This window comes from Natranaeroarchaeum sulfidigenes (genome assembly GCF_017094485.1).
In the GTDB taxonomy this organism is placed as follows: Archaea; Halobacteriota; Halobacteria; order Halobacteriales; family Natronoarchaeaceae; genus Natranaeroarchaeum; species Natranaeroarchaeum sulfidigenes.
The window spans coordinates 1,187,250-1,207,009 of record NZ_CP064786.1; the positions used below are offsets into that span (position 1 = coordinate 1,187,250).

23 protein-coding genes and 1 pseudogene are annotated in these 19,760 nt (G+C 60.7%); 14 read left to right on the forward strand and 10 right to left on the reverse strand.

Translation table 11 applies throughout. The annotated features are described in order from the left end of the window. Positions 1–90: 90 nt before the first annotated feature. The 5 genes from AArcS_RS06230 (at position 91) to AArcS_RS06250 (ending at position 4,572) form a co-directional block, all read left to right on the forward strand. Positions 91–2,151: a hypothetical protein gene (locus tag AArcS_RS06230; protein ID WP_238479619.1), complete on the forward strand. Its 2,061-nt coding sequence runs from the start codon at positions 91–93 to the stop codon at positions 2,149–2,151. Between the two features lie 47 nt (positions 2,152–2,198). Beyond that, on the forward strand, positions 2,199–2,591 hold the full coding sequence (locus AArcS_RS06235; RefSeq protein ID WP_238479620.1) for a YlbF/YmcA family competence regulator: 393 nt from the start codon (positions 2,199–2,201) through the stop codon (positions 2,589–2,591). A 99-nt stretch (positions 2,592–2,690) separates the two neighbouring features. Continuing rightward, positions 2,691–3,527, forward strand: coding sequence for an MBL fold metallo-hydrolase (locus AArcS_RS06240; protein ID WP_238479621.1), 837 nt, complete (start codon positions 2,691–2,693; stop codon positions 3,525–3,527). Between the two features lie 113 nt (positions 3,528–3,640). After that, positions 3,641–4,141, forward strand: coding sequence for a ferritin-like domain-containing protein (locus AArcS_RS06245; protein ID WP_238479622.1), 501 nt, complete (start codon positions 3,641–3,643; stop codon positions 4,139–4,141). Further along, entirely contained in the window at positions 4,138–4,572 is a 435-nt protein-coding gene (locus tag AArcS_RS06250) for a metal-dependent transcriptional regulator (RefSeq protein WP_238479623.1), read from the forward strand. Before AArcS_RS06245 ends, AArcS_RS06250 begins: the two co-directional genes overlap by 4 nt. Here the strand turns inward: AArcS_RS06250 and AArcS_RS06255 are convergent. Genes AArcS_RS06255 through AArcS_RS06265 form a run of 3 tightly spaced genes read right to left on the reverse strand, consistent with a single transcriptional unit; the run spans position 4,569 to position 6,192 of the window. Further along, complete coding sequence (locus AArcS_RS06255) at positions 4,569–4,799, reverse strand: H/ACA ribonucleoprotein complex subunit GAR1 (protein ID WP_238479624.1); 231 nt, start codon at positions 4,797–4,799, stop codon at positions 4,569–4,571. The two genes, AArcS_RS06250 and AArcS_RS06255, sit on opposite strands and share 4 nt — an antisense overlap. Next, positions 4,799–5,077 (reverse strand): signal recognition particle subunit SRP19, encoded by a 279-nt coding sequence (gene srp19, locus AArcS_RS06260; RefSeq protein WP_238479625.1) that lies wholly within the window; start codon positions 5,075–5,077, stop codon positions 4,799–4,801. The genes AArcS_RS06255 and srp19 overlap by 1 nt, the downstream gene beginning before the upstream one ends. A 50-nt stretch (positions 5,078–5,127) precedes the next feature. Beyond that, positions 5,128–6,192: a PGF-CTERM-anchored ABC transporter substrate-binding protein gene (locus AArcS_RS06265; RefSeq protein ID WP_238479626.1), complete on the reverse strand. Its 1,065-nt coding sequence runs from the start codon at positions 6,190–6,192 to the stop codon at positions 5,128–5,130. 137 nt (positions 6,193–6,329) lie between these two features. Between AArcS_RS06265 and btuC the strand changes: the two genes are divergently transcribed. From btuC to AArcS_RS06285, 4 genes are all read left to right on the forward strand, one after another. Then, positions 6,330–7,427, forward strand: coding sequence for a vitamin B12 ABC transporter permease BtuC (btuC, locus tag AArcS_RS06270; RefSeq protein WP_238479983.1), 1,098 nt, complete (start codon positions 6,330–6,332; stop codon positions 7,425–7,427). Further along, entirely contained in the window at positions 7,424–8,779 is a 1,356-nt protein-coding gene (locus AArcS_RS06275) for an ATP-binding cassette domain-containing protein (protein WP_238479627.1), read from the forward strand. Before btuC ends, AArcS_RS06275 begins: the two co-directional genes overlap by 4 nt. A 49-nt stretch (positions 8,780–8,828) precedes the next feature. Beyond that, positions 8,829–9,455 carry a phosphoribosyltransferase gene (locus AArcS_RS06280; RefSeq protein ID WP_238479628.1) on the forward strand — a complete coding sequence of 209 codons (627 nt, stop codon included), beginning with the start codon at positions 8,829–8,831 and terminating at the stop codon, positions 9,453–9,455. Positions 9,456–9,629: 174 nt separating this feature from the next. Beyond that, positions 9,630–10,607 carry a transcription initiation factor IIB gene (locus tag AArcS_RS06285; RefSeq protein ID WP_238479629.1) on the forward strand — a complete coding sequence of 326 codons (978 nt, stop codon included), beginning with the start codon at positions 9,630–9,632 and terminating at the stop codon, positions 10,605–10,607. 83 nt (positions 10,608–10,690) lie between these two features. Here AArcS_RS06285 and AArcS_RS06290 read toward each other — a convergent pair whose 3' ends face one another. Together AArcS_RS06290 and AArcS_RS06295 are read right to left on the reverse strand one after the other, a co-directional pair. Continuing rightward, a complete protein-coding gene (locus AArcS_RS06290) occupies positions 10,691–11,146 on the reverse strand; it encodes a TIGR04206 family protein (protein WP_238479630.1) in 456 nt (151 codons plus the stop codon). Positions 11,147–11,153: 7 nt separating this feature from the next. Further along, the gene (locus AArcS_RS06295) at positions 11,154–12,266 is read right to left on the reverse strand and encodes an OBG GTPase family GTP-binding protein (protein WP_238479631.1); all 1,113 of its coding nucleotides are present in this window, start codon (positions 12,264–12,266) and stop codon (positions 11,154–11,156) included. Between the two features lie 162 nt (positions 12,267–12,428). Here AArcS_RS06295 and AArcS_RS06300 point away from each other — a divergent pair, with 162 nt between their 5' ends. Then, the gene (locus AArcS_RS06300) at positions 12,429–13,028 is read left to right on the forward strand and encodes a metal-dependent hydrolase (RefSeq protein ID WP_238479632.1); all 600 of its coding nucleotides are present in this window, start codon (positions 12,429–12,431) and stop codon (positions 13,026–13,028) included. Positions 13,029–13,098: 70 nt separating this feature from the next. Here the strand turns inward: AArcS_RS06300 and AArcS_RS06305 are convergent, their stop codons facing one another. Continuing rightward, positions 13,099–13,770, reverse strand: a complete 672-nt coding sequence (locus AArcS_RS06305) for a phosphoglycolate phosphatase (RefSeq protein WP_238479633.1) — start codon at positions 13,768–13,770, stop codon at positions 13,099–13,101. 309 nt (positions 13,771–14,079) lie between these two features. On the opposite strand from AArcS_RS06305, the gene AArcS_RS06310 reads away from it, so the two are divergent. The 3 genes from AArcS_RS06310 to AArcS_RS06320 all read left to right on the forward strand — a co-directional run bounded on the left by AArcS_RS06310 (position 14,080) and on the right by AArcS_RS06320 (position 16,704). Then, on the forward strand, positions 14,080–14,850 hold the full coding sequence (locus AArcS_RS06310; protein ID WP_238479634.1) for a creatininase family protein: 771 nt from the start codon (positions 14,080–14,082) through the stop codon (positions 14,848–14,850). Between the two features lie 304 nt (positions 14,851–15,154). Beyond that, positions 15,155–15,412 carry a hypothetical protein gene (locus AArcS_RS06315; RefSeq protein ID WP_238479635.1) on the forward strand — a complete coding sequence of 86 codons (258 nt, stop codon included), beginning with the start codon at positions 15,155–15,157 and terminating at the stop codon, positions 15,410–15,412. Then, positions 15,409–16,704, forward strand: a complete 1,296-nt coding sequence (locus AArcS_RS06320; RefSeq protein WP_238479636.1) for a sensor histidine kinase — start codon at positions 15,409–15,411, stop codon at positions 16,702–16,704. Before AArcS_RS06315 ends, AArcS_RS06320 begins: the two co-directional genes overlap by 4 nt. Here AArcS_RS06320 and AArcS_RS06325 read toward each other — a convergent pair. Then, positions 16,689–17,357 carry an O-methyltransferase gene (locus AArcS_RS06325; protein WP_238479637.1) on the reverse strand — a complete coding sequence of 223 codons (669 nt, stop codon included), beginning with the start codon at positions 17,355–17,357 and terminating at the stop codon, positions 16,689–16,691. The genes AArcS_RS06320 and AArcS_RS06325 overlap by 16 nt on opposite strands. Positions 17,358–17,395: 38 nt before the next feature. After that, complete coding sequence (locus AArcS_RS06330; RefSeq protein ID WP_238479638.1) at positions 17,396–17,773, reverse strand: cupin domain-containing protein; 378 nt, start codon at positions 17,771–17,773, stop codon at positions 17,396–17,398. Between the two features lie 98 nt (positions 17,774–17,871). Between AArcS_RS06330 and AArcS_RS06335 the strand changes: the two genes are divergently transcribed. Beyond that, positions 17,872–19,389, forward strand: coding sequence for a uracil-xanthine permease family protein (locus AArcS_RS06335; RefSeq protein ID WP_238479639.1), 1,518 nt, complete (start codon positions 17,872–17,874; stop codon positions 19,387–19,389). On the opposite strand, the gene AArcS_RS06340 is transcribed toward AArcS_RS06335, so the two are convergent. Beyond that, positions 19,390–19,617 carry a DUF7385 family protein gene (locus AArcS_RS06340; protein WP_238479640.1) on the reverse strand — a complete coding sequence of 76 codons (228 nt, stop codon included), beginning with the start codon at positions 19,615–19,617 and terminating at the stop codon, positions 19,390–19,392. Between the two features lie 55 nt (positions 19,618–19,672). Further along, a pseudogene (locus tag AArcS_RS15925) lies at positions 19,673–19,759 on the reverse strand (IS6 family transposase); the annotation flags it as partial. Between the last annotated feature and the right edge of the window lies 1 nt (position 19,760).

The window sequence follows — 19,760 nt, forward strand, 5'->3', positions numbered from 1 at the left end:
TTCTTCCGCTCGCTCGACGAGGACTGGTATGTCACGACACCTCGCGTTACCGATACTAATATTGACCAGTAGTGTTTTGCTACGAGTCGAATGATCGAGTGGGAGACGACGGATTCCGGGCTCAGAGCACTCGATGGCGGGAACGCCGAGTTCGTTATCGACAGCCCGGAACTTGACCTCGTTCGGTCGAGTGCCGAACTTCCACGGCCGACTGACGCGACGGTTACCTGTTCGATGTCGAAGGTCTCGGTACCAACTGCCGTCGTCTACGTGACCCCGCTCTCTGGCGGCAACACGTACGAACTGACAGCTGATCAGGACTCCCTTTCGCTCCCCGAAGACGACTACCTGATCGACATTGACGGCGAGATCAAGACGTATCTGCGGGTCGAGAGTGCGCTTTCGATCGACCGTACGCCGACCTACGACGCGGTGGAAATCGAGTTCCCCGAACGTACAACCACGACGATCGGACTTCGAAGCAGGGCCGAACTGCCGAGCCACAAACTGACAGTACCGCCAACACCTGGCGGGCTGGCAACGGCGCTCTCACACCTTCATGCATCCCACAAGACGACCGGAACCGACCGTAGCTATCCGACGCTTCGGGGACATCCACCGCTCCTGCAGACCGGAGACGAGGTCGAGGTGCCGGACCAGGTGGTTGCAGCGACCCCCAACAGCGGTATCGAGATCGTCTCTCCGCCCGACTTCGAGCCGCTGTTTGTCCTCGCCCCGCTTGCATACTATCTGCAGGCTTCCGTTGGCGTTCGCGACCGGTCACGGCCCGTTCTTCGCGTGCCGGAGCTCGATCTGGAGTGGGAGCTTCCGGAGGGACGGGAGCTCGAACGGGAGACCGAGCGACTGCTCAGACAGGTATTCTTCCTCGACTGTCTGGTCCGTAATGCGGGGCCGTACGGGACCGAACTCTCGGAAGCCAGCATACTCGACACGCTCGGTCTCGACGTCGACGTATTGTACGACGCGACGCCTGCCGAACGGCTCGCAACCTATCTGTCCGTGGCCAACGACGCGATCCAGCACCGAATCCCCGACTGGCATCTTTCGACATACGTTGATCCGACCGTCGAACACCTCCCGACGATCCCATTCTTGCTCGATCGGATGAGCCTCGTGTTCAGACCCCGAACGTCCGAGCTCTCGGGCAGCGAGCTGGTCGAGCGCTCGCTCGATGACTTCTATCGTGGTCAACGGGGGCCCGGAGAGATCAGCTCGGTCGATATACTCAAACCCGAACTTCGGGGGGGCCGTATTCACGGCTGGCTCGCCGAGGGAACACCGATCGACGTGTTCCGATCGTCGCCGACAGCATATCTGAACCGACTTGAGTTCCTGACGGACGACCGCGATGAGATCGGTATCGTCGTGGTACTCAACGATGACGATATGGCCGACGAACACGAAGACGTCGCCGAGATCTACCGTCAGCGTGGTGACCAGCTCCCGATCGAGGTGACGGTCGAGAACGGCCTGACGAGCCCCCGACTCGCCAGAACCTTCGAATCCGAGTACGATTTCGTCCATTACATCGGCCACTGTGAAACGGAGGGACTTCGCTGTCCTGACGGCTACATGGCAGCATCGACGCTGGATCGCTGTCGTGTCCAGACGTTCTTCCTGAACGCGTGTGGCTCTTACTACGAGGGCCGTGAGCTGATCGAACAGGGAGCCGTCGCCGGTGCAGTGACGTTCTCACAGGTACTCAATGATCATGCAGTGAAGGTCGGCTCTACCTTCGCAAAACTACTCGCTCATGGCTTCGGCATCGAACGGGCGCTTCAGCTGGCGCGCTGTCGGATCATGATGGGGAAAGATTACGCCGTCGTCGGCGACGGAACCCATTCGCTCACGCAAAGCGAGAACCGTATCCCTGCAACCGCAACGGTCGAACCAATCGAGGACGGGAATCGGTTCCTGCTGGTATACGATCAGTTCTCCTCACAGCACACCGGGAGCTTCTATCACCCCTATCTCGACGGTAACGAGTACTCGTACCTGTGTGGCAACGAATCGGAGTTCACCATGGGCCGGGACGAAATCATTTCATATCTCGATCGCGCGGAACTGCCCGTCGTGTACGATGGGGACATCCACTGGTCGGCTGATCTGGCGACGACTCTTGCGGAGTAGATCGGGGAGACCAGCAGGTTGATACACACGCAGTCGTAACGCGAGGTATGAGCATTGACACTGAGGTAACCGTCCCCGATAGCGACATCGAGACGCTCGGACGTGAGCTTGGCGAAGCGATCCGCAACCTCCCGGAATATGAGGCGTTCGAATCGGCGAAGTCTGCTGTCGAATCCGATGACGAACTCCAAGAACAGATCCAGCAGTTCGAGTCGCTCCGCCAGGAGTTCATGCTCGCTCGACAGACTGGCGACGCAAGTCAGGACGACCTGCAGGAGCTCCAGCAGGCCCAGAGCGAGCTTCACTCACAGCCGACCATGTCCGAATATCTCGAAGCCCAGCAACGACTCGACGCGCGGCTTGAAGCGGTCAACAAGGCCATCTCGGAACCGCTCGACGTCGACTTCGGCGAACAGGCTGGCGGTTGCTGTCAGGATTGAATCGGCTCTCCACTTACGCTGTGTGAGAGCTGATCGGAGTGGACTCTCTGTGAGCGGAGAGCGCAACACTTACGCACGACCTGCCCGGTGGTTTTCCGTATGGCAATCGAAAGTGACTGGGGCGACTGGCTCCCGAACGCGATCGCGGACGCTACTCCCGAACGCATCGCCGTCTGGTATCTCGGCTGCAACGGTTTCGCTATGAAAGCCAGCGATGGGACGACGCTGTTTGTCGATCCATACGTCGGACTTGGTGATCCGCCACGAACCACGCGGATGATTCCGGTCCCGTTCAATCCCGAGGACATCGAGGAGGCCGATGCTGTTCTTGCCACCCATGAGCATACGGACCACGTCCACGGCCCCTCGCAGGCACCGATCCTCGAATCGACGGGTGCGGACCTGTACGCGCCGGACGACAGTCTCGCAGTCGCCCGCGACGAGGAGGACTGGCAGGCCGATCACGATATCGATGACGACCAGTTCGTCGAAGTGAGCGAAGGGGACACCCTCGAAGTCGGTGGCTTCACTATCCACGTCGAGGACGCCTGCGACGCGGACGCCACTCATCCGGTCTCCTACGTCATCGAACACGAGGGACAGACGGTGTTCCACGGCGGCGACACCAAACCCAGCGACGAGTTCACCCGTATCGGCGAGGAGTACGAGATCGACCTCGGCATACTCGCGTTCGGAACCGTCGGAACCGTCCCTGATAAGGAGACCGGCGAACCGGTCCGGACGCGCTGGTACAACGACGAGAATCAGGCGATCGAGGCTGCGAGTGATCTGCAGTTCGATCGGTTCCTCCCCAGCCACTGGGACATGTGGAAAGGACTGACCGCCGATCCGACGGTACTGCATCATCATGCACGAGGGTTCGAGTATCCAGAGGCGCTCGAGCTCGTCGAAATCGGGGATCGCGTCGACCTGTAGAGGGTCCTCCACCTGTTTCTAACTCAATTCCGCTGGAAGCGCTACGGTGACTCGGGGCGGTGTGAGCAGGAAAGAAAAGGAGAGTTAAGTGGACTGGACACTGATTCCCGTGTATGAGTCTCGGCCAGCGGGTCTCGTCGGATCACCAGCTCGCTCGGCTCCTCCAGATCGGAGTCGTGCTGGAGGAGGTCGTCGAGGCACGAGCACACTCTCATCTGGAATCACTCTCGCCCGACGAGCGAGCGGAGCTCGATGATTCGATCGAGGACCTGCTCGAACACGCGGTCGAAGAGTCGGAAGACCACCGAAAACGTCTAGAGGCACTCGTCGACGAGATGGACGCTGAGACGGTCTCATACGACGAAATCGAGGTGCTCGTTCGGGAGCATTACGCCCAGAATCAGCCCGAAGACTTCGACGGACTGCTGTACGACCAACTCTGTAATGAGGAGACCGCGTACAAGTTTTACGACGACCTGATCGAGGCGATCGAGGCGAGCGATGCCACCTACAGTATCGATCGCGAGCGGGTTCTATCGACGCTTCGCGAGATACGTTCCGAGGAGGAAGCGGGTGTCGAAGACGTGACACGCGTTATGGAGGAACGCGAATGAACACCGCCGATCAGTACCTCAAGACGATCTACCTCGCACAGACGATCGAGGACGGCCCGGCCTCGACCGGTCAGCTCGCGGAGATGCTCGACGTCAGCCCCGCGAGCGTCAACGAGATGATCGGCAAGCTAGAGGATCGGGGGCTGGCTGACCACGAGAAGTACAAGGGCGTCCGGCTCACCGACGAGGGGATCGGTCGGGCGCGAGACGCCATCCAGACGTACTGTATCATCGAGCGGTTCCTCGCGAACGTCCTCGAAGTGAAGAACTATCGCGAGGAGGCACGGGCGCTGGAGAGCGTGATCGACGATACGGTTGCAGAGCGACTGGATACGATCATCGACCGCCCGGTAGAGTGTCCCGACTGTTTCGATCCGGAAGCGGACCAGTGTGAGTGTCTGGTCGTCGAACTGGAAGGCCAGGCTGACTAGTCCTTGACGTAGAGTTTTTCGCCGAGCAACGTCGCGAGGTTCACGTCATTATCCGTCGTAATGGCCACGTACGGACGGTCGACGGGACCGAAGACGTCGACGACACGTCCGATCGTGTCGAGCGATTCGTCGATCACCATGTTGCCGATCGCGGGCTCGTACTCGCCTGAAACCCGCGCGATTGCGAGTCCCTGTGCCGTTCGATCGACGGTGCCAAGTCGTTGCATCAGTCTCGCATCGTCGAGACGTACGCCGCGACGGCCTGCACGACGTCGTTTTTGGAATCCTCGCTATCCTTTACAAGCACGCGACCGCGCGGTGTGTAGTGGTTCCGCGGATACGCCACGTCGCGTTCTATCTTGGCGTCGTAGCCGACCTGCTGGACGGCCTGTGCGATCTCATCGACCGTCGGCTCTTCGACTGCGAGGTCCTGTGGGACGCGCCGCCCCTTCGAGCGGGAGAGCTCCGCATCGAGATAGGCGGGCCAGATGACGTTCTCGACCATACTGGTCAGTGGGTGGTCGGCACCTAAAAAGGTCGTTTTCTCGACTGACGTTATCGGCGTCGGAGCGCAACGACCGATAGTAGCGCAGCGAGCGCAGCAGCGATACCGAAGCCGGGGATGGCATCCGGCTCTTCATCGTCGGCAGCAGTATCGTCCCCTGTCGTTTCGTCGTCCACCTCTTCGTCGGCAACGCCGTTTTCGTCGCTCTCAGCGTACAGCTGCTCGTTGATCTCGCTCACAGCATACACCACGCGTGGGGCGGGCTGTTGCATGTGCTCTTCGGTTACTTCCACGACGTTATCTTCCTGTAGTGCGGTACTTTGCTCGACACCCTCCCCGCTCGGGAGCTCGTGCCCCTCGATGATGAGTAGCCAGTCCGGATTCTGCTCGGCAAGCTGTTCTTGGCTCATCTGTCCCCACCCCTCAATCCCGGCTGCTGCCGCGACGTTCTCACCGCCAGCAGTCGACAGCACGTCGTCCTGGAACGTGTCCTGCCCGGCCGTCGTCTCGAAGAACTCGAAGTAGATGGTCGGTTCCTCGCCCTCGATTCGGTCCGCAACTTCCTCGAGTTCGTCGTCCATCCACGCGACAGTATCTTCGGCACCCTCACACTCGCCGACGAGCTGGCCGATTAGCTCGGTCTTCTCACGCACGTCGTCGATTGACGTGGCGGACTCGAAGTGATAGACAGTCAGGTCTCCCTCGGTTCGAAGCTGGTCGACCGTATCTTCGGGGATCGTGTTCGGTGCAAGCACGAGGTCGGGTTCGAGGTCGATCACCTGCTCGACCGAGGTACCTCCTTCCTCGTCTGTGATGTCCGTGCGCTCCTCTGCGCCGTCGAGGTACATCGCGTACTGGGACACGCCTGTCACCCGATCTTCAGCCCCGATCTCCCACATCGTCTGGGCGGCCGACGGATTCAGCGTCACGATCTCGTCCGGTTGCTCGTCGATCTGTACGTCCTCACCGCCGGCGTCCTCGAAGGTTGCCGGGAACTCACACTGGAGTTCCTGACCGCTCGCATCCCCCGTCGCCGCGCCGGGCGCGACTGCACCCACTGCGCCCGCCATGACGACCAGCAGCGCGACGGCAACTCGTAGTAGTGTTCGTGTCATCACATGAACGATGCAGAGTAATCAATAAATATTTGTCTAATGAAAGCGAGATTGCAAACATCGTGGGGACAGCCACCGACTCGGCAGCGAATACCGACGCCTCCGCGGATGTTGCGCAGACAGCGACGGGTTCATCACTGCTGACGAGAACGGTCGCCTGGACTGCTGGTCTCGTTGTCGTACTGGTCATAACAATCGTCGTCAGTGCAACCGTCGGACCGGTCGAAATCGCTGCGATCGATGTCCTTCGGACAGTGCTAAACGAGCTCTCTTTCCCTGTCGGCGTTGCTGTCGATGCCGGGCACATCACGATCGGTCAGGGTGTGACCCTCCCGTATCCATCACCATCACTTGAGCACCGACCACTGTTCGACTTCGCGGTAGCCGAGACAACCCGGACGATCGTGGTGAACATTCGGCTCCCACGGATCCTGCTTGGGGCGATCGTGGGGTTTGCACTTGCCAGTGCGGGCACAGTTATGCAGGGCTTTTTCAGGAACCCACTGGCCGACCCGTCGATTATCGGCGTCTCATCGGGGGCGGCGGTCGGGGCCGTCGCAACCATCACGATCCCCGGACTCGCGGTCGTCGATCTCCGTCTCGCCGCGTTCGTCGGGGCGCTGATCACCGCCTTTGCGGTGTACGCCATGGCGACCGAAGGCGGTCGAACGCCCGTTGCAACGCTCCTGCTCGCGGGAGTCGCGGTCCAGACGTTCCTTGGGGCAGTGATCTCGTACCTGTTGTTACAGGCCGGTGACAGTCTGGAAGAGGCCGTCTACTGGCTGATGGGTCATCTCCACTACAGTACGTGGGAGCACGTCCTCTTCGCGTTCCCGGTCGCATTTCTCGGGTTTGTCGTGCTTGCTGCGTACACGCGAGATCTGAACGTACTGTTGCTCGGTGAGGAGGACGCCCAGCACCTCGGTATCGAGGTCGAGCGAACGAAACGCGTGTTGCTTGCGGTATCCAGTCTCATTACGGCCGCCGCCGTAGCGGTTTCGGGCGTGATCGGCTTCGTCGGCCTGGTCGTCCCACACATCATGCGGCTGCTCGTCGGGCCCGATCATCGGATTCTCCTTCCCACCAGCGCGGTCGCTGGCGCGGCCTTTCTCGTCGCCGCGGACACCCTTGCACGCTCCGGTGCCGCCGAACTCCCTGTCGGAATCGTGACCGCCGCGATCGGCGCACCCTTTTTCCTGTTCCTGTTACTTCGGCGGGAGGTGCATGGGCTGTGAGCGGGCCGATGATCACCGTGGAGGACGTCTCCGTGTCGTTCGACGACGTGTCCGTTCTCGACAACGTCTCAGTAGCTGCGGACTCCGGGGAGTTCGTCGGGCTCGTCGGTCCGAACGGCTCGGGGAAGACGACACTACTCCGTACGATCAGTGGGGCACTCACACCTGATCGCGGACGAGTTACCGTTGACGGTGACGACATACACACGCTGTCGTCACGTGTTGCAAGCCAGCGCGTCGCGGTCGTCCCACAGGACACCTCGATCTCGTTTTCCTTCGATGTTAGACGGATCGTTGGAATGGGGCGGACCGCCCACCGTGGCCGGTTCGAATCGATGACAGTTGAGGACCGGGAAGCGATCGAAAACGCAATGGAGCGAACCGAGATCACGCAGTTCGCCGATCGATCGATCGACGCCATCAGCGGTGGGGAACGCCAGCGCGTTCTTCTCGCGCGTGCGATCGCACAGGCGACGCCCGCCCTGTTACTCGATGAACCGACAGCGAGCCTCGACGTGAACCACGGAATCGAGACGCTACAGTTGGTTCGATCGCTGGTTCATAACGGCACCGCGGCGATCGCCGCCATCCACGACCTCGACCTCGCGGCACGGTACTGTGATTCGCTGGTGATGCTGTCCGATGGGGCTGTCGTCGCAGCGGGACCACCTGAATCGGTGCTCACCGAGTCAACGGTCTCCTCGACGTTCGACGTGCGAGCGGCAGTTACACCCGATCCCGTCACGGGAACCGAGTCAGTACGGGCGCTCGAAGACAGCGATCCCCCGCGTGGCCTGCGCGTACACGTCCTGGGAACTGGTAATATCGCCGCACAGACGCTCGCAAAACTGGATCGTGCGGGCTTTGACCTGTCGATCGGCCCGATTCCGAACGGTGATATTGCGGCGTCGACGGCTCACAGCCTGGGAGCGGACACTGTGACATCGACACCGTTGTCCGGACCGACTGATGAGCAGCTATCGACTGCCCGAGAGAAGGCTCGAACGGCTGGCGTGTCGGTCTTCATCGGTGGAACCGCCGATCCGGATGTGGGTCGGTCGGTACTCGACGGCGCTACTCGACTCGTCGTTATCGAAAACGGGTCGGTGGAGACGCCCGTCAGTGAGGGTTCGGTCGACGCCTGGGTAGCATCCACCGATGCCGTCGTAGACTCCGTCTCGGCCGCGTCTGCGGACGAGAAACGGGAGGATGGTACCGGTGATGGGCGGCCCAGCGATGATGCGACTACTGACCGGAGGGTCACCGATGACGAGACTACTGATCGGAGTCCCCCCGGAAACCACCCCGGCCATCGGACTGACCCTGGTCTCAGTGGGTCCGGTGATCGGTAGGCACCCCTCGAATCCTTACGAAGACACGTTGTAGAACAACATATTCGGAATGTTTCAGAACAGAGCTGATGCCGGAGAGCAGCTAGCGCGACTGATAGAGCGAGAAGGGATCGAGGCGGAGATAGTGCTGGGAATCCCCCGCGGCGGTCTTCCGGTGGCCGCACCGGTTGCAGCGGCGCTCGATGCACCGCTGGACGTGATTGCGGCAAAGAAGATGGGGGCTCCCGGAAACGATGAACTCGCACTCGGTGCTGTCACCAGCACCGGCGAAGCGTGGTACAACGATCGGTTGATCACACAACTCGATGTCGACGACTCGTATCTCGAACGTGAACGTCGCCGTGCGGCGACAGTGGCAGCGGAGAAGCTCCAGAACTATCGGGGAACAGACGATCTGGCCGAGACGACCGATCGGCGAGTCATACTCGTCGATGACGGTATCGCGACAGGTGCAACAGTTCGAGCCTGTCTAACACAGCTTCGTGGCACTGGTGCAGCCGCTATCGTTCTCGCTGTCCCGGTAGCCTCGCCATCGACCGCAGACGATCTCAGTGAGCAGGTCGACACGCTGGTTGTGGTCGAGACGCCCGACCGCTTTGGTGCTGTTGGAGAGTTCTATCAGAACTTCGAACAGGTTAGCGATGCCGAAGCAAAATCGTTTCTCCACCGACCATGAGATGAGTCTCCACTCATCGTGAGGGATAATTATATATAGTCCACTAACCTGAACTCCGTAACATTTATAAGCCTTTCCATCCTACGTAGTATTAGGAGCGCGGTTTCCCGGTATTTCTTAGGGATATCCCGACCGGCAGCACCGGCCGTCCAACCGCAATCCACGGAGACAACCATGACTGATACACGAGTACAATACCAGGAAGAAACGAACGTGCGGACCGAGGAGACGGAACGAGCGACAGAACAGGAAGAGGAACACTGCCCGGAGTGTGGCGGAGACATCCTCGCCGACGAGGAGCACGGCGAGACGGTCTGTGAGGAGTGTGGCCTCGTCATCGAGGAGGACAGCATCGATCGCGGGCCGGAGTGGCGCGCGTTCGACTCGGCGGAAAAGGATCAGAAATCCCGTGTCGGCGCACCGACGACGAAGATGATGCACGACGATGGACTCTCGACGAACATCGGCTGGCAGAACAAGGACGCGTACGGTAACCAGCTGTCGTCGAGCCAGCGCGAGAAGATGCAGCGTCTTCGCACCTGGAACGAACGCTTCCGTACCCGCGACAGCAAGGAGCGCAACCTCAAGCAGGCGCTCGGCGAGATCGACCGGATGGCCAGCGCACTCGGGCTTCCCGAGGACGTCCGGGAGACCGCGAGCGTCATCTACCGCCGCGCGCTCAACGAAGATCTGCTTCCGGGACGCTCGATCGAGGGCGTCGCGACGGCCGCGCTGTACGCCGCGGCGCGCCAGACCGGTACCCCGCGGAGTATCGACGAGGTCGCCACAGTGAGCCGGATCGACGAGATGGAGTTCAAACGCACCTACCGCTACATCGTGCGCGAACTCAACCTGGAGATCCAGCCCGCCGACCCCGAACAGTACGTCGGCCGGTTCGCCAGCGAACTCGGCATCTCGGACGAGGCCGAGCACCGAGCCCGCGAACTGCTGCAGAACGCCAAAGAACAGAGCATCCACAGCGGCAAGAGCCCCGTCGGACTCGCCGCGGCTGCAGTCTACGCCGCGCCGCTGCTCTGTAACGAATCCGTCACCCAGTCGGAGGTCAGTGATGTCACCGACATCTCGGAAGTGACGATCCGCAACCGCTACAAGGAGCTACTCGAAGCCGACGGTCAGGCGCAGTTCGCCTGAGGACTGGTAGTCTCCGTGGTTGCGGTGCGGTCTTTTCTCTTTCCGTCACCGGTTGAGCGACTGGCTCGACCATAGCTCCCTGATCAGCCCTCGACGATCCGCTCGGGTGTCAACGCGTCGGCGTAGAACCACCAGCAAACGACCAGCACGGCAGGAACGAACACGGGGAGTACAGTCGCTGTTGGGTGGCTGAATCCGATCGTATACCGAAGCATCGACAGCGCGGCGAGTACCAGCAACCCTGCCGTGACGCGCCGGTCTTCCCGACCGATCGCCGCACCGCTCGCAGCGCTGCCGAGTGCACAGCAGTACAGCAGCGTCGCGATCGGCCACGCCTGCAAGTGACGCGGTAGCGCACGGAATCCTCTGGTGTATTCGAACAGATAGTCCCACATCGTCACGACGTTCCAGTTCTCGCTGTTGATCCAGCCCCACGCGAACACGAGATCGAACTGGCCAGGAAAGAGGACGACGACCCAGGGCACAAGCCCCAGCAGGACGATCGCGATCAGCCGTCGTCTTGCGGCTTCGGTCGTCATTCGGCGCTTACTTCCGCGTGATCAGCCGGAGGACGTCTTCGTCGGCAAGTTCGTGGTCCAGCCCGACTTGCTGGCCATCATGTGCGGCGCTCTCCCCGGTGACGCGAGCGAAGCGGAACCGTTTTTCGAACTCCCCGCCGAGTTTCTTCGTGGCGTCCTCGACCGTACTCCCCTGTTCGATCACGAGCGGCTCCTCGTAGTCGACGCCGCGACCCGGTTTGTCCATGTAGATCCGCATCAGACCGAGCTCCTGCCAGATCCGCTCTTTGAACGCATCTAGACCCTTCTCCTTCTCGGCGCTGATGAAGGTAACCTCCTCGGGGTCCAGGTCGTGTTCGCGGAGATTCTCTTTCACCGTGTCGACGTAGCTGGGGTCGATCAGATCGGTCTTGTTGACCGTAACTATCGAGGGGAGGTAGACGCGGTTGTCCTGAATACCGTCGATCAGGCGGTCGATATCGACTGTCTCGTTCAGCGTGATGTCTGCGTTGATATACTCATGATTTCTGAGGACCTCCTTGATCGTCCGATCGTCGAGGTCCTGATCCACGCTGGAGGTGACCCTGAGTCCGTCTTTCCCCTTGCGTCGGATGGAAATCCGTGGCGGCTCCCTGTCGATCCGGATCTTGTTTTCGTACAACTCTTCACAGAGGCGCTCGTACTGCTCTATCTCGAACGCCGAAAGGACGAACACGATCAGATCTGCCGCGCGAACGACCGAGAGGACCTCCTGTCCGCCCCCGCGCCCGCTCGCCGCCCCCTCGATCAGTCCCGGCACGTCGAGCATCTGGATGTTCGCGCCGTTGAGTTCCAGCATTCCGGGGTTGACGTCGAGCGTCGTGAATTCGTAGGAGCCGACCTCACTGTCGGCGTTGGTCAGTGCGTTCAGAAGCGTCGATTTGCCGACGCTCGGGAACCCAACCAGTGCAACCGTGGCGTCGCCGTGTTTCTCGACGTGATAACCGCCACCCCCACCCGAGGACTGCTGGCGGACTTCCAGCTCCTCCTTTTTCTCCGCAAGCTTCGACTTGAGCCGACCGATATGTGCCTCTGTCGACTTGTTGTAGGGCGTGCTCGCAATCTCCTCCTGGAGTTCTTCGATCTCCTCTTCTAGCCCCATTACACTCGGCTTGGAGACTGCGTGCCGAAAACCCTTCCCTTCGCGTCGCGTGAGCATAGTTTACCGTTTGGTAGCACGTCACGTTCCGAAAGATGGGCTTACCGTTGGGGCGGGTGCAAAGTCGCCGCCTAACTAATCGTATCCGATCCAAAGACAGAGTCGATGTGGCCCTGGGAACACGCCGCCGTGGGGTATCTCGCGTACTCACTGTTCTGTCATACGTACTACCGGGAATCCCCGGGTGGACTCGACGCCTTCGCCGTCCTCTTCGGGTCGGTCCTGCCGGACCTGATCGACAAGCCGCTGGCCTACCAGTTTGGCGTCTTCGACACCGGCTATGCGCTTGGCCACTCGATATTCTTCGCGATCCCACTCGCAATCCTCGTTGGAATCGGTGCACGACAGCTAGATAGGCCGCGGGCAGGACTGGCCTTCGCAGTTGGGTACCTGCTCCACTTGCCGGGCGATTTCGTCCCGCACTACCTGCGTGGCAGCGAACGGTTCGACCGCGTGTTGTGGCCGCTCAGAGAGGCACCCGGGACCACGGGGACCGACGGCGTCGCCGACTTTACGTGGATGTACTTTATCGACTACTGGGCAGCGTTGACATCGGGGGATCCACCGACCTATCTGGTCGTCCAGACCGGGATGGTCGTGTTTACGGGACTGCTCTGGCTGTATGACGGCGCGCCGGTTCTACGGGAGTGCCTCGTTACCACACGGGGAGCACTCGGCGAGGCCGTCGGGGCGCTATCGCGATGATGGGGAGCTATCTTCTGGCAGCGAGAGAATCCCACACTTCAGGGATGTGAATCAACGGATAGTACCACAGTCACCGAAGTGCGTCGAGTACCTCCATCGTTCCGGCGGCGTGGACACCATCAGTGACGTGGTCGGCCGCCTCGCGAGCCGCGGCGTCGGCGTTCGCGACGGCATAGCTCTCGCCCACCACCTCGAACGTCGAGACGTCGTTCTCCGAGTCGCCGATTGCGACGAACTCGTCCGGCCGTCGACCCAGCAACTCCGCCATCGTTTGTATGCCCTCGCCTTTGGTGATCGAGGCGTCCTTGACGTGGAACGCGTAGCCCGTGTCGACGACCTCCAGTCCCACCTCCGCCGCAACCTCTCGCAGCGCGTCTTCGGGGACCGTCAGCCGCGCGGCGATCTCGGTCTCTCGCCATCGGTTGACAAGATCGGGACCGTCCCAGCCGAGGTCGTGTCCGCGCTCGCGGAATACCTCGACGACTGCGTTTGCGGCCTCCCGGTCGCCGTTTACTGCGAGCTCTTCCTCGACGTAGACGATCCCGCCGTTTTCCGCGATAACGCGTTCTTCAATACCGAGAAACTGACAGAGGGCAACCGGAAACGGGAACGCCTTTCCGGTAGCGATCACGACTGGTTCGGGCCACGCACGAATCGGCTCGAACACGCGAGGGTCAATCCCATGCTCGCCATCAGCTCGTGTCAGCGTTCCGTCGATATCCAGCACCAGCGGAGGAGTCATACAGACACTACAGCACAGACGCCCTAATGGGTTGTGAGAGCGCAGTGACGAGCTGGGATCGTCGGGTCGAGTCCATAGATCGGACTGCGCTCCTTTACCTCGAAGGTTGTAGTATAGAGATTCAAAAATTATAGTGAATTACTTTAATTTCTGTAGTGTTGGCTGAGAGGCCATAATATGGTCTTTCAGGGCACTTTCGCTCTGTCGTCGCTGAATCCGTGATCGGGATCGATAGGTCCGATCGTTCTCGACAGATTCAGGCGACAGGGGAAACGGTGTTTCTTTGGTTTCTCCGACACTCCATCCAGTATGCAACTCGCTGACCGACCGTGGCCTGATATCCAGACGTACTGCAACAGCGATTCGCTCGCCATCGTCCCGCTGGGATCGACCGAACAGCACGGCCCACATCTGCCCGAAGGAACTGATCACCTCATCGCCGACGCGCTGGCTCGCGAAGCGGCCGAACGCACCGGCTTCCTCTGCACTCCTCCAGTCATGGTTGGGGTCTCCTCGCACCACCGGCAGTTCCACGGGACACTGTCGGTCGACCCGGCCACCTTCCGGGACTACGTCGAGAGCCTCTCGCGGAGCCTCACCGGACACGGCATCGATCGGATCGTCTATGTGAACGCCCACGGTGGGAACGTCGAACACCTCCGTGAGGTCGGCCGGCGGCTCTACGAGGACGATACCGCCTACGCTATCGAGTGGATGTGGAACGAGAGCATCCCCGACCTCGTCGACGACCTGTTCGAGCATACCGGCCCGCACGGCGGGCCAAAGGAGACGGCGATGATCCTGCACATCGCGCCGGAGCTCGTCCGGGAGGACCGACTCGACGCGGCCGCGGAGAACGGCGTCGCCCGGATGGAAGAATTACAGCTTCGCCGTCACGGCGCACGGACGTTTTACGACGCTATCGAAAACTCCGACAACGGTGTCTTCGGTGACCAGCGCGATGCGACCGCCGCAAAGGGAGAACAGCTGTTCGAGGCGGCAGTCGATCAGCTGACGGCGCTTCTCGACTGGCTCGATGAGCAGCGCTACGAAGACCTCACGGCGAGACCGCACGTTTGACCGTGGGAGTTCGACTGATATCGACGCCGCATTGCCCGCACCGGTCGGGACCAATAAATCAACGTACTCGCCTTCTTATACGCGAATGGACAGTTCATCAACGCCCGTAGATCATCGTCTTCTTTGAGACGATTCCGTGTTTCGATTGCTAGGGCCATCTACACCTCCTCGAAAGGGAAGTTTATATGGCGAGAAACACCTAGCTAAACCGTACATTACGGCATCCATGTTATTCTGGATACACTTGTTAGGGTTCGGGATTGCCACCGTTCTCTGTTTTCTTTCCTTGCTTCGTGCCCGGAAAGTGACTGATCGGGAGACCAGGATCGGGCTCGTCACGCTGCTCGCAACTACAGAAGGATGGTCGCTGTCGTATGTCGGCTATCTGGTCGCGCCGACGGAGTCGCTCACGAACGCGATCTATCTCGTCGGACTCACTATCGGCTTTGCGACGGTCGGCTGCTGGCTGTACTTCGCGTCGGCATACACCGGCCGGACTATCACCGGAACCGCCAGCTTCGCAGGCTGGCAGTCGGTGTCTACGGAGCGATCGTGGCAGTGAAACTGACCAACCCGTTTCACGGTCAGTACTACACCATGGAGGCGGCAACTGTTCCGTTTGCCCATCTAAACGTGGTTCACGAGCCGTTCCACTGGGTGACCACGGCCTTCTCGTATATGCTCGCCGGGATCGGCCTGTTCATGCTGCTCGAGATGTTCGCCGAATCGGAGTACGATACCACGCCGCTCAGTGTGCTTGCAGTGCTCACCGGGCTCCCCGTCGTGTTCGACATTGTCGGATACCAGAGCGACCTGCTACTCGGGATGATCTACTCCCCGCTCGGGGTCGCAATCTTTGCGATCGGCGTGCTGTTCGTTCACCAGGACCGATTCATGGCGGTCCAGCTAACCGACAAGGTCGACGAGGCAACCGTGTTCCTCGACGACGACGAGCGGATCCGTGATTTCAACCGGCGTGCAGCCACACTGGTCCCAGAGCTGGAAGGCTCGATCGGCCAGCCGGTAGAGTCAGTGCTGCCAGAGGTCGGCCAGGAAGAGAGTATCGAACAGCGGATCCTCGAACGCGAACGGGACGGCACGACGAACTACTATCTCGCGTCGACCACATCCTTCGAGCTCGGAGCGACACGGATCGGCAAGCTACTGATGCTTACTGACGTGACTGAAACCGAAAAACGGCGTCGCGAGCTCGAGCGACAGAACGACCAGCTCCACGACTTCGCCGAGGCGCTGACACACGAGCTCCGGAACACCCTCACCATCATCGAGGGACACGTCTCGCTCGCGGGCGATGCGATAACGAACAATCAGATCGGAACGGCGAACGACTCGTTGCAGGCCGTTTCCGGTTCGGCATCCCGCATGACCGGCATCGTCAACGACCTCTCGATTCTCGCAAAGCATGGACAGACAGCACAGGAAACGGAGCACGTCGACGTCGCTGACGCTGCTCGAACCGCCAGAACGCAGGTCGATGCGGGCGACCTCTCGGTGACCGTCGACGGGGATCTCGATGTCGACGCCGACAGCGCTCGGGTTCGAGCCCTTTTCAAAAGCGCCGACGAGTTCTTCGACCGGAACGGTGCGGACGCAGTCGAAATCCAGGTGTCGGATGACGAAATCCGGATGAGCGGCAACGGGACGTCACCGATACCGGCGGACCTCGAAGAGTACTTCGAGTACGGCTCTGCGGTCCCGACATCGGAAGCGGGTGTCGCGTTACCGAACGTCCGTGCGCTCGCTCGCGTTCACGGCTGGACGACGCGAATCGATCCAGAGTACACCGATGGGATCTGTGTGGTTATTGATACGGCGAGTCACTCCGACCGATAGCTCACGGCAATTCCTTCTCCGACGGGCATCACCGCAGTTGTGAACTCCGGGGCGTCACGTGTCGCCTGCAGATACTCGGCGATCCCCCGCGTCTGGTCGTCGAGATCCGAGGGGTCAGCTCCCTCCTGTACCGCCAGAAGTCCCTCGAAATCGAGCGTCCCCGCCGTCATCGCGTTGTCGGCGATGACGACACCGCCCGGCGCAACCTTCTCGCGAACCGCCGCGAACGCGTCGGGATACTGATCCTTTCGGATATCAACGAGCACCACGTCGAAAGGGCCGTCGTAGCGCTCGACCGTTTCGATGGCGTCGCCGTGCTCGTAGGAGGCCATATCGTCGAACCCGCCACGACTCAGATACTCACGAGCCAGTTCTAGCTCGTCGGCGTCGAACTCGGTCAGCACGATTTCGCCATCACTGGGTAGCGCACGGGCGAACCAGTACGCGGAGTAGCCGTAGCCAGAGCCGAACTCGAAGACGCACTCGGCCTCGACCATCCGCGCGAGCAACTGGAGCCAGCCACCGACCTCCGGGCCAACGTGGGGGAAGCCGTGCTCGTGGGCGTACTCGTCCATCTCCGCCAGCACGTCGTCGGGCTGGGGTCCAGCGGCACTGACAAACCGTGCGGTCTCGTCGGGCAGGAGCTGTGTCATACTCGGATGTCGAACGGGCGGTCAAAAAGAACTCCCGGTCAGCCGCTGAAGCCGTCGATGATCCACTCGTGTTCGACCCCACCCTCTCCCTCTAGCCCTTCCGGACCGCTCACCAGTACGAACGCGCTCTCGGCGTCGCCATTTTCGATCTGTCTCGTCGATTCCGGCGGGATATGGATCGCATCGCCTTCGGACATCGGCACCCGCTCGTCGTCGACGATCACGTCGGCCGCCCCCTCGATCAGCACGTAGACCTCCTCGTGGTCGTTGTCGGTGTGTTCGTGGGGTACTGACTTCCAGCCCGGCGGACATCGTGCGACGGTCACGCCGACCTGTTCGGTGTCAAGCGGTTCACGAAGCAGATGCATCGCCTCCCCGACCGGGTCGACCTCCTCGTAGTTGACCTTCGTGTACATGAAAGAGTATCGGCGGGCCAGGGGTTTAACGATACCTCCGGGATCGACGGATCAACACCCCTTTTACCGGCCTCCGAAATTAGACCGACGACAACAGAATGTCGGATGAATCGTCTACCGGAACCGAGGGACTCGATCCCAGTGATGCGATCGAATACGGGATCGACGAGAAACCGCCAGCAGGCGAATCTGCCGTGCTCGGCGTGCAACACTACCTTACGATGGTCGGGGCCAACATCGCTGTGCCGCTGATTCTGGCCGATTACATGGGGATGCCACCGGACATCACCGCGCAGTTCGTCGGCACGTTCTTCGTCGTCTCGGGTATCGCGACGCTCGCCCAAACGACGTTCGGGAACCGCTATCCGATCGTGCAGGGCGCGCCCTTCTCGATGCTCGCGCCTGCGATCGCCATCGTGGTAGTCATCACACAAATACCAACCAATAACTGGCAGGACGCGATCGTCCAGCTACAGGGTGCGATCATCGTCGCCGCCCTGGTACAGGTCTTGATGGGATACTTCGGGCTCGTCGGCAAGCTCAAACGGTTCCTCTCGCCGGTCGTTATCGCGCCGACGATCATGCTAATTGGGCTTGCCCTCTTCGATGCACCACAGATCACCGCCTCCGAACAGAGCTGGTTGCTCCTCGGTCTGACTGTCGGTCTAATCCTCGCCTTCTCACAGTATCTGGACATCAAACACCGGGCGTTCAAACTGTACCCCGTCATCCTGGCACTAGCCATCTCGTGGATCGTCGCTGCAGGACTCTCCGTACAGGGAACCTTCGGCGACGGCCATCCCGGCTACGTCCCGCTCGGTCAGGTCACGGACACGACGTTCATCCTGCCGATCTATCCCTTCCAGTGGGGAATGCCGGAAGTGACGGCCGCGTTCGTCATCGGCATGTTCGCGGGCGTGCTCGCCTCGATCGTCGAGAGCCTCGGTGATTACTACGCCGTCGCAAACATCACCGGCTCCGCCGCGCCGAGCGAGCAGCGGATCAACCACGGGATCGGGATGGAAGGACTGATGAACGTCTTCTCGGGGATCATGGGCACCAGCGGTTCGACCTCGTACTCCGAGAACATCGGCGCGATCGGCCTGACCGGTGTCGCTTCACGATACGTCGTGCAGGTCGGCGCGGTGATCATGCTGTTTGTCGGCTTTATCGGCTACTTCGGCCAGCTCATCGCGACGATCCCCGACCCGATCGTCGGCGGCCTGTTCGTCGCGATGTTCGCCCAGATCGTCGCGGTCGGCCTCTCGAATCTGAAACACGTCGATCTGGACTCCTCGCGGAACGTTTTCGTGATCGGTTTCGCAATGTTCGTCGGCCTGACGATCCCCGAGTATATGGGGAACTTCGAGAACGCAGACCAGTTCGGTACGATGCTGGAGGGCGTCGCCGTGCTCGGGCCAGTGCTGAGCGAGCGCGTGATCGCCGACACGGTCTTCGTGATCGGCTCGACCGGCATGGCGGTCGGCGGTCTCGCCGCGCTCGTGCTGGACAACACTATTCCCGGAACTCGCGAGGAGCGAGGGCTGGCGGAGTGGCAGCGACTGACTGAAGACGACGAGGAGTTCGAGCCGTTCTGGGAACGCTTCACCAGGTAATCAGGGCTTGTGCGTGAACAGCACCGGCGTGCCGTCGTGGACCGTCGCACAGAGGTCCAGCGGCATCGTCTGGTTGAGGCTGGTGAACTCGTTTTTGCAGACGACCATATCGTCGAACGGCTCCTCACAGGCTGGACAGGCCAGCGCCACGGTGTTCTGGTAGAGCTTAATCGAGTCGTTTTCCTCGCGTAACGTCGTTGACGAGACGAATTTGTCGAACTGTTCCATACTGCGACCTTTGGTTGGCTACTGTTAAAAGTATGGCCACAGACGGCGGTCGTGTTCAGATAAGCTGATTCCATGCGAAGACGAACGATCTGAGCCAGTTGTCAGCAGTTTCTGGTTCGGCGTGACTACAAAAAGACACGTTC

Bases quoted from the DNA above. Each gene is read 5' to 3' on its own strand.
- AArcS_RS06230 (WP_238479619.1), top strand. From the start codon at position 91: ATGATCGAGTGGGAGACGACGGATTCCGGGCTCAGAGCACTCGATGGC.
- AArcS_RS06235 (WP_238479620.1), top strand. From the start codon at position 2,199: ATGAGCATTGACACTGAGGTAACCGTCCCCGATAGCGACATCGAGACG.
- AArcS_RS06240 (WP_238479621.1), top strand. From the start codon at position 2,691: ATGGCAATCGAAAGTGACTGGGGCGACTGGCTCCCGAACGCGATCGCG.
- AArcS_RS06245 (WP_238479622.1), top strand. From the start codon at position 3,641: ATGAGTCTCGGCCAGCGGGTCTCGTCGGATCACCAGCTCGCTCGGCTC.
- AArcS_RS06250 (WP_238479623.1), top strand. From the start codon at position 4,138: ATGAACACCGCCGATCAGTACCTCAAGACGATCTACCTCGCACAGACG.
- AArcS_RS06255 (WP_238479624.1), bottom strand. From the start codon at position 4,799: ATGCAACGACTTGGCACCGTCGATCGAACGGCACAGGGACTCGCAATC.
- srp19 (WP_238479625.1), bottom strand. From the start codon at position 5,077: ATGGTCGAGAACGTCATCTGGCCCGCCTATCTCGATGCGGAGCTCTCC.
- AArcS_RS06265 (WP_238479626.1), bottom strand. From the start codon at position 6,192: ATGACACGAACACTACTACGAGTTGCCGTCGCGCTGCTGGTCGTCATG.
- AArcS_RS06280 (WP_238479628.1), top strand. From the start codon at position 8,829: ATGTTTCAGAACAGAGCTGATGCCGGAGAGCAGCTAGCGCGACTGATA.
- AArcS_RS06285 (WP_238479629.1), top strand. From the start codon at position 9,630: ATGACTGATACACGAGTACAATACCAGGAAGAAACGAACGTGCGGACC.
- AArcS_RS06290 (WP_238479630.1), bottom strand. From the start codon at position 11,146: ATGACGACCGAAGCCGCAAGACGACGGCTGATCGCGATCGTCCTGCTG.
- AArcS_RS06295 (WP_238479631.1), bottom strand. From the start codon at position 12,266: ATGGGGCTAGAAGAGGAGATCGAAGAACTCCAGGAGGAGATTGCGAGC.
- AArcS_RS06300 (WP_238479632.1), top strand. From the start codon at position 12,429: ATGTGGCCCTGGGAACACGCCGCCGTGGGGTATCTCGCGTACTCACTG.
- AArcS_RS06305 (WP_238479633.1), bottom strand. From the start codon at position 13,770: ATGACTCCTCCGCTGGTGCTGGATATCGACGGAACGCTGACACGAGCT.
- AArcS_RS06310 (WP_238479634.1), top strand. From the start codon at position 14,080: ATGCAACTCGCTGACCGACCGTGGCCTGATATCCAGACGTACTGCAAC.
- AArcS_RS06325 (WP_238479637.1), bottom strand. From the start codon at position 17,357: ATGACACAGCTCCTGCCCGACGAGACCGCACGGTTTGTCAGTGCCGCT.
- AArcS_RS06330 (WP_238479638.1), bottom strand. From the start codon at position 17,773: ATGTACACGAAGGTCAACTACGAGGAGGTCGACCCGGTCGGGGAGGCG.
- AArcS_RS06335 (WP_238479639.1), top strand. From the start codon at position 17,872: ATGTCGGATGAATCGTCTACCGGAACCGAGGGACTCGATCCCAGTGAT.
- AArcS_RS06340 (WP_238479640.1), bottom strand. From the start codon at position 19,617: ATGGAACAGTTCGACAAATTCGTCTCGTCAACGACGTTACGCGAGGAA.